1 protein-coding gene is annotated in these 380 nt (G+C 63.2%); it reads left to right on the top strand.

Annotation, left to right across the window (positions count from 1 at the left end; translation table 11 throughout):
* Positions 1-380: IS1595 family transposase (locus ACL9RI_RS27680; protein WP_422729650.1), on the top strand; the 380-nt coding region annotated here is incomplete at both ends.

The raw sequence follows: 380 nt of genomic DNA on the forward strand, positions 1-380 counted from the left end.
CTGTATCTGCTGGAATCGGAGAAAGGGGCGCGGCATTTGCGGCGTCCGGCACGCCGGCGTGGTGGCCATGCCCGCCAGCGCGGGATTTCCAGCGAACAGGTTTGCATCCTGGTAGCGCGCGACCGGACGGGGCAAACCATCGATTTCGTCACTGGCAAGGGGCAACTGAGCAAGAAGCAGTTGCTGCAGTGCTTGCCGCCCGTGATCGACAAGGATATTTTGCTGGTGACCGATGGCCATGCGGCGTATGCCGCCTTTGCCCGGGAAACGGGCATCAGTCATCAGGCAGTCAACTTGCGCGCTGGCATCCGCGTGCGCGGCGCGGTCCACGTGCAGAACGTCAACGCGTATCACAGCCGCTTGCGCGGATGGCTCAGCAT

Source organism: Janthinobacterium sp. Mn2066, from assembly GCF_049319705.1.
Classification (GTDB): Bacteria; Pseudomonadota; Gammaproteobacteria; order Burkholderiales; family Burkholderiaceae_D; genus Janthinobacterium.